This window comes from Chamaesiphon sp., from assembly GCF_041738855.1.
Lineage (GTDB): Bacteria > Cyanobacteriota > Cyanobacteriia > Cyanobacteriales > Chamaesiphonaceae > Chamaesiphon.
Genome location: NZ_JBGSPA010000219.1, coordinates 1 through 7,129, shown reverse-complemented (window position 1 = coordinate 7,129; position 7,129 = coordinate 1). Strand labels below are relative to the sequence as shown.

Genomic DNA, 7,129 nt, shown 5'->3' with positions numbered 1-7,129 from the left:
GTTTTTTTGCGTGGTCACGATTAGTTCTAGGGCTGCGAGTCATCTGCTTATATCAGCTCAAATGCTTGTTTAGTAAGAGTTTGACATATTCTCCATTCCTCCTTGACAAAGCTCTAATTTTCTTAACTTGTCACGAATGCGGGATGGGCGGGTGTTGTGTTGTTTCAATATTTTGAGTACGTAATTTTTGTGTTTGCATTCTCAGCAATTTTGGCACTGTTGCTCAATTATCCATTGCGCTATCTCCAGCGATTTATGGGACGAAATATCGCCCTCGGAATTACGATCGCCTTGAGCCTAATGACGATCGTTGTGCTGGCGATCGCGTTCGTGTTGACACTTAGCAATCAAATTCAACAATTGGCGACATTGCTACTCCAGTCCTTTGACGGTTCAAGTAATCCACTCGATCGATTTCAGAGTACGTTAGTAAAAGCTAATATTAAGCTAGATCTAGAGGCAATCACCACTCAAATCCGTGCTGCTTTTGAATTTGGCTTAAATTGGGCGGTTAATTCTGTGCCCATTTTATTCCAAAATTATGTCACTTTTATCATTGTCATCGTTATTGCTTTTTTCATGCTGATCGATGGTGCCAAGCTGTGGCAACTGGTACTAAAACTAGTTCCCGAACGCCATCGTAGTCGGGTAGAGATCGCAGTCCAAAGAAATTTTGTCGGATTTCTGCGCGGTCAACTGCTAATTTCGTTTTTATTGAGTATTGCGACATTATTGGTGTTCGGACTGTTTCAAGTTCCATTTCCGTTTTTGCTGGCCGTGACAATTGGGGTTTTCGACTTGATTCCGGGGATTGGTGCAACTTTGGGGGTGAGCTTTGTGTGCTTGATTATCTTGGTGCAAAGCGGTTGGCTGATGGCACTGAAGGTATTTGCGATTTGCTTGATTCTGCAACAATTGCAAGATAATTTTGTGTCGCCACGCGTGATGCAAAGCACGGTGCATCTCAATCCCGTGGTAGTATTCTTTGCGCTATTAGTTGGGACGCGAGTATCGGGCGTACTTGGTGTCTTTTTGGCAATTCCAATCGCTGGAGTAATTGTCAGCCTGTTAGAGATTGAAGAAGCACAATAAGTTTAGAGCCGCTCTCCAAATCCTAACTCAGTCAAACTTGTTGTCTGGAAGGCTGGTATGATTGCGGAGGTGCCATGTCGATCGTCGAATACCGACTGCCTAAATATAAAAATCAATATCTCATCTATTTATGAAAATCTTATTTGTCGCGGCGGAAGCTGCACCCATTGCCAAAGTTGGCGGGATGGGCGACGTGGTGGGTGCATTGCCCAAATTCTTACGCAAAATGGGGCATGATGTGAGGATCTTCATGCCTTACTACGGCTCCTTAGTAGGGAAGTTGGATATCCCTTATGAGCCTGTGTGGAATGGATATGCGATGTTCAACCACTTCGCGGTATATGAGACAGTGCTACCTGGTACCGACGTGCCCTTATACTTATTCGGACATCCAGCATTCGATCCGCTGCGGATTTATGGGGGCGAGGATGAAGATTGGCGATTTACGTTCTTTGCCAATGGGGCGGCGGAGTTTTGTTGGAATTATTGGAAGCCCAATGTCCTCCACTGTCATGACTGGCATACGGGGATGTTGCCTGTCTGGATGCACCAAGATCCCGATATTAGTACGATCTTTACTATCCACAATTTAGCCTACCAGGGGCCGTGGCGGTGGTTTCTGGAGCGGATTACCTGGTGTCCGTGGTATATGCAGGGGCACAATACCATGGCAGCGGCGGTACAATTTGCCGATCGCGTGAATACAGTATCGCCCACTTATGCCGCCCAGATTCAGACGATCGAGTATGGGGAGACACTGGAGGGGTTACTATCGTTTATTAGTGGTAGATTGTCGGGGATTGTCAATGGGATCGATACGGAAGTTTACGATCCGGCAAATGATAAAGCTTTAGTCCAAACATATACTACCAACACGATCGCCGATCGCAGCAAGAATAAAGTAGCACTCCAGCAGGAGCTGGGATTAAGCATCAATCCCAATACTTTTGTTGTCGGGATGGTATCCCGATTGGTGGAGCAAAAAGGGTTGGATCTGATGTTGCAGACGCTAGATCGCTTTTTGGCCTATACTGATGCTCAGTTTGTGTTATTGGGTACAGGCGATCGCAATTATGAGACGCAATTATGGCAATTAGCCTCACGCTATCCTGGACGGATGGCCACTTATCTGATGTACAATGAGTCGCTTTCACGGCGGATCTACGCGGGTTCAGATGCCTTTTTGATGCCGAGTCGGTTTGAACCATGCGGGATCTCACAGATGCTATCAATGCGTTACGGTTGCGTCCCGATTGTGCGGCGCACGGGGGGATTGGTCGATACCGTTACGCATCACGATCCCCAAAACGAGCGGGGGACGGGGTATTGTTTCGATCGCTATGAAGCGTTGGATCTCTACACTTGTATGGTACGCGCTTCGGAAGGTTTCAATTACAAGACTCAATGGCAAGCACTCCAACAACGGGGCATGGAGAGTGATTTTAGCTGGGATCGATCGGCGCAAGCATACGAAACGTTGTATAAATCGGTTGTTAGTGCCTAAGAGCTAATGGGATTGAAGGCTAGATGTATGGTGTGTTGGGTGCAATCCGTAGCGCACCAGCAACGCATCGTCTTGGTGGATTGATGCGTTACGCTGCGCTAACACATCCTACTTCTCTCACAATAACAAGCTCTTTGCTAGAGCATTCCCGAGGCACAGCTAGCATCATCATAAATCCGATCGATCGATCGCATCGTACTTTGATACTTAGTAATGTTGCCTTGTTCTTTAAATAATTTAGCTGCAAATCGCCAATCGATTAGTGCTTCTTGTTCGCCGTATAGATCGCGATAAGCATAACCACGATTGGAATAAGCCAGCGCAAAATCAGGTTTAAGTTCGATCGACTTATTGTAGTCAGCAATCGCACTTGGGTAGTCTTGCGCGAGGTAATGTAAAAAGCCTCGTCGGTAATAAGCAATTGCCAATTTGGGATCGATGGAGATCGCCTGATTATAATCCGCCATTGCATCTCGATCGTCACCTAGCCGATAGTAAGCAACTCCACGACAACAAATAGCGAGGGCATTAGTCGGATCGATCCGGATTGCTTCGGTATATGCTGTTAATGCGCCTAAATAATCGCGATTTTTATACTTGGCATTAGCTGAAGATAGGATATCATTGGCTATTGGCTCTCTGATAGCATAAGTGGATGGAGACATGTTGGTGCGAGTGTTGTGACTATTTGTAGGCTGACTAACAGCATTTACATTTGCAACTATAACCTGCTCAAATCTCAGCCAATAGGGATTAAATCACACATCCATTGTTAGTTCATAGCTGAAAAAAGTTATAAAGAATCAAGAAATATATGTAATCAAATGTAGAAGTAACTTATGAATTATCTTGAGAGCTGACTTTGCCACTCGGGCAGAAAATAATGATAATCTAAGACGATCGCTACTAGCACCACTCAACCGTGACTTACCGCAATCCGATCCCGACTGTAGACATTATCATCGAACTGAGCGATCGACCCCACCGTCCCATCATCTTGATCGAACGGCTCAATCCACCACATGGCTGGGCCTTACCTGGCGGCTTCGTAGATGCGGGGGAATCATTGGAAACAGCCGCAAGTAGGGAAGCCAAGGAAGAGATCGGGCTGGATGTAAGACTCATCGAACAATTTTACTTGTATTCAGCACCCGATCGCGACCCGAGGCAACATACGATTAGTATGGTATTCATCGCGACAGCAGCGGGAAACCCGATCGCTCAAGATGATGCCAAAAGTGTCGGCATCTTTGCACCCTGGGAGATTCCCCCACAATTGTGTTTCGATCATGGGCAAATCATCGCAGATTATTTACAATATCGTTACTATCGTCTGCGCCCGAGAATTAGGTTTTAGGTTTTAGGCTTTAGGTTTTAGGTTTTAGGCTTTAGGTTTTAGGTTTTAGGGGTGGATGGTGAATAATATTTGCATGATGCCCCGATCCCCAGTCCCTACTAGCCACTTCTCTGTCTTGATGCGCTAAACTGTCGGGGAACCCGACGAGCGCGCATCGCTGCGAACTCTCCTCACTCTGCGCCCTCAGCGTCACCCAAATGATTACTGCACCAACTCTTCAACTCAGTGACTTGCTAAATGCGATCGATCTACCTGTAGACTGGGTGGGCTTGCGGCAAGTGCGAGAAGTCGCCACAACGCGATCGGCGCGGGACGGAATGCCGCAAAATAATAGTACGACGATGAGTGAAGGGGTGATGGTCGAAGTCCTCAGCGATGGACAGATCGGCTACGGTGCCACCAATATCCTCACAACCCAAGGGATTCGCGCTGCCGCTACCGCAGCATATCATCAAGCGATCGCGGCTCGTCCCTATCAGACCCACCCCGTCACTACCGCCCAACGACCCAAGGTAGTCGGGCAGTATCTCTCCCCCACCCTCCAACCCTTCAATACCCTCACTCCTGGCGAAATTAGCGAGCAACTGAGCAAGATCTGTCATACGCTCAATGTCAGCACCCAAATCGTCCAAACTAGTGCCACGATTATTACCCGCGCCTTGGAAACATGGTTCGTCAGTAGCAACGGTTCCGATGTATATCAAAAATTTCTGCTGATGACGACAGATTATGCCGCCACAGCGCAGGATGGAGCCATCATCCAACATCGGAGCGATCGCGGCGGACTGGCAAAATGTTATCAAGGTGGGATGGAATATTTTCTCACGCCCGATTTGTGGGCGCGGGTGGAGCAAGTCGGCGCACAAGCAGTAGAACTGCTCACAGCGATGGAATGTCCGACGGAAACTACCAATCTCGTCCTCGCGCCGGATCAATTATTACTCCAAATCCATGAAAGTGTCGGACATCCACTCGAATTAGACCGGATTTTGGGCGATGAGCGCAACTATGCAGGGGGCAGTTTTGTCCAGCCGTCAGATTTTGGCAAGCTGGTTTATGGTTCGCCATTGATGAATATTACCTTCGATCCGACCGTCTCCGGCGAGTTTGCCAGCTATAACTTTGACGATACGGGCGCAACAGCGACACGAGAATATATCATCCGCGACGGGATCTTGGAGCGGGGACTGGGGAGCCTGGAAAGTCAAGCGCGTCTAGATCTGCCAGGGGTCGCTTGTAGCCGCGCCTGTAGCTGGAATCGCCCACCGATCGATCGGATGGCCAATATCAATCTCGAACCAGGCACCAAGAGCTTCGATGAAATCATCGGTGGGATCGATCGCGGTATCTATATGGAGTCCAATCGTTCTTGGTCGATCGACGATCGCCGTCACAAATTCCAGTTTAGCTGTGAGTATGCCCAAGCAATCGAAAATGGTAAGTTGACCAAAACTATCCGTAACCCTAATTATCGCGGTGTCACGCCCCAATTTTGGGGCAATCTCGCCCAAGTTGGCAACGCCAACACCTGGGAAATGTACGGTTCTCCCTTCTGTGGTAAGGGCGAACCCAATCAAATTATCTGGGTGGGACATGGTGCGCCCGTTGCTGCGTTTACAGATATCGAGATTTTTGGTGGCGATTAAATTAATTGAGAATTGAGAATTGATAGTTGATAATTGCAATTACCAACAATTGCGATGCACTTCAGAGCGAACAGTCCGTCCATTCACCGTCGATGTCGAAGATTGACTCACCGAACTACCGCTACCACCACACTGCACCGACTGGTATTGCTCGATCGACGATTGTGAATCCGCATTATTATTCGAGCGACGAATCGTCGAACTCCGAATCGGTGCAATATTAGGAATGCCAATAATTTGACGATTTGAATTTAATGGCTTGCGACTATTGATGACTGTCGAAGTGCGGATCGATTTGCGTCGCCGAGCGCGACTACCAACCACTTTATTTACAGGTACTTTGGGAGCGACGATGAGGATCTTCGGGGTTTGGATGATGGTTTCATTCTGAGTAGTTTCGATCCGCACATTGCCACCAAAATCACTCGGATCGTCATCGATCTCCCGTGCTTGAACTAGACTAGAGGATAGCAACAAAGCGACGATCGCGATGATACCAAACTGACGATTGAACATGGGAGTTACCTCCTGGGTAAAGATTGGTAGCTGCGTTAACTAATTTTGAGACAACGGATGTTGTCTACTGCGGTATTGACGATCGCCGTTTGGACACTAGTAGCGATGACCGATCGATCTGCACACATCCGTAATTACCAGCCGATCGCCCCTACCGTCAGGATAATGGTAATCGGGTTCAAAATTTGCAGATTTATCATCCGATCGGTTGCCGCGAGCGGGTGCCGAGCTGGTCGTTACTATTTAATTTAGCGTTAGGATATAACTACAATGCCCATGTGAGTAATTCCTGAAAAGATCGGCTCGATCTATTGAGGCTCGCTACCACCGTTGTCAAACTCACTACTAACTGTCATCTCATCATGCTCGGTAATTTCCAACGAAGTGAATTGCGGATTGAAGTTCCAGCTACATCTAGTACGATTCGCGATCGATTATTGTCGCCCGCTGCACTCAAAAAGTGGCTTTTTCCCCAGCAGATAAGTTTTTCCAGTCAAAATCTGCTCACTCTCGGTACAAAATTTGACACTAGTTTTGGCCCAGTTGTCGTCAAGTCTCAAGTCGAGCGAGTGGATGCTCAGTGTTTGCGGCTGTTACTCAGTCAAGGGGTGGACGGATTTCATGAGTGGTATTGGGGTGAAGGCTGGGTGCAGTCTCGTTTGGAAGGTATTACACTTCTCCCGCTCAATCTCTACCAAACGGCGACGTTATTGCGGCTACGCCAATCGCTGACAGTCGGCACTCATGGATAAAATCGATCCCCGACTTCTTGAAGAAGCCGTTGGATCTGTCCTCATACAAAGAGCAACAATTACTCGATCGAGTAATTGTTGCTCTTTTTGGCGATTTACTGTCAACTGTCTGCTTGTCTTTTCTCGCTGCTTGGTGCAACACATGCACCAGGGTTCCTCCGCCTGAACAGCATCCGCAAACCCTCGGCAGAGCCTACGTATCGCGAGCCGCTGGTGCAACACCTGCGCCAGGTATCCTCCGCCTGAACAGCATCCGCAACTG

The 7,129-nt window shown here is 47.9% G+C and carries 9 protein-coding genes; 7 read left to right on the top strand and 2 right to left on the bottom strand.

All coding sequences use genetic code 11. From position 1 onward, the window contains the following. Positions 1-156 precede the first annotated feature (156 nt). Both ACEW9I_RS24530 and glgA read left to right on the top strand, forming a co-directional pair. Positions 157-1,092 carry an AI-2E family transporter gene (locus ACEW9I_RS24530; RefSeq protein ID WP_373542956.1) on the top strand — a complete coding sequence of 312 codons (936 nt, stop codon included), beginning with the start codon at positions 157-159 and terminating at the stop codon, positions 1,090-1,092. A 130-nt stretch (positions 1,093-1,222) separates the two neighbouring features. Beyond that, a complete protein-coding gene (gene glgA, locus ACEW9I_RS24525) occupies positions 1,223-2,596 on the top strand; it encodes a glycogen synthase GlgA (protein ID WP_373542955.1) in 1,374 nt (457 codons plus the stop codon). Between the two features lie 137 nt (positions 2,597-2,733). Here glgA and ACEW9I_RS24520 read toward each other — a convergent pair whose 3' ends face one another. Next, the gene (locus ACEW9I_RS24520) at positions 2,734-3,261 is read right to left on the bottom strand and encodes a tetratricopeptide repeat protein (RefSeq protein WP_373542954.1); all 528 of its coding nucleotides are present in this window, start codon (positions 3,259-3,261) and stop codon (positions 2,734-2,736) included. Positions 3,262-3,518: 257 nt separating this feature from the next. Here ACEW9I_RS24520 and ACEW9I_RS24515 point away from each other — a divergent pair, with 257 nt between their 5' ends. After that, positions 3,519-3,953 (top strand): NUDIX domain-containing protein, encoded by a 435-nt coding sequence (locus ACEW9I_RS24515; protein WP_373542953.1) that lies wholly within the window; start codon positions 3,519-3,521, stop codon positions 3,951-3,953. A 197-nt stretch (positions 3,954-4,150) separates the two neighbouring features. Next, positions 4,151-5,599, top strand: a complete 1,449-nt coding sequence (locus tag ACEW9I_RS24510; RefSeq protein WP_373542952.1) for a TldD/PmbA family protein — start codon at positions 4,151-4,153, stop codon at positions 5,597-5,599. 39 nt (positions 5,600-5,638) lie between these two features. Here ACEW9I_RS24510 and ACEW9I_RS24505 read toward each other — a convergent pair whose 3' ends face one another. Continuing rightward, positions 5,639-6,115: a hypothetical protein gene (locus ACEW9I_RS24505; protein WP_373542951.1), complete on the bottom strand. Its 477-nt coding sequence runs from the start codon at positions 6,113-6,115 to the stop codon at positions 5,639-5,641. A gap of 57 nt (positions 6,116-6,172) precedes the next feature. On the opposite strand from ACEW9I_RS24505, the gene ACEW9I_RS24500 reads away from it, so the two are divergent. The 3 genes from ACEW9I_RS24500 to ACEW9I_RS24490 form a co-directional block, all read left to right on the top strand. Next, complete coding sequence (locus ACEW9I_RS24500; protein WP_373542950.1) at positions 6,173-6,367, top strand: hypothetical protein; 195 nt, start codon at positions 6,173-6,175, stop codon at positions 6,365-6,367. A 110-nt stretch (positions 6,368-6,477) separates the two neighbouring features. Beyond that, complete coding sequence (locus ACEW9I_RS24495; RefSeq protein ID WP_373542957.1) at positions 6,478-6,867, top strand: hypothetical protein; 390 nt, start codon at positions 6,478-6,480, stop codon at positions 6,865-6,867. Between the two features lie 17 nt (positions 6,868-6,884). Further along, the coding region (locus tag ACEW9I_RS24490; RefSeq protein WP_373542949.1) for a hypothetical protein at positions 6,885-7,129 on the top strand (245 nt) is incomplete at its 3' end.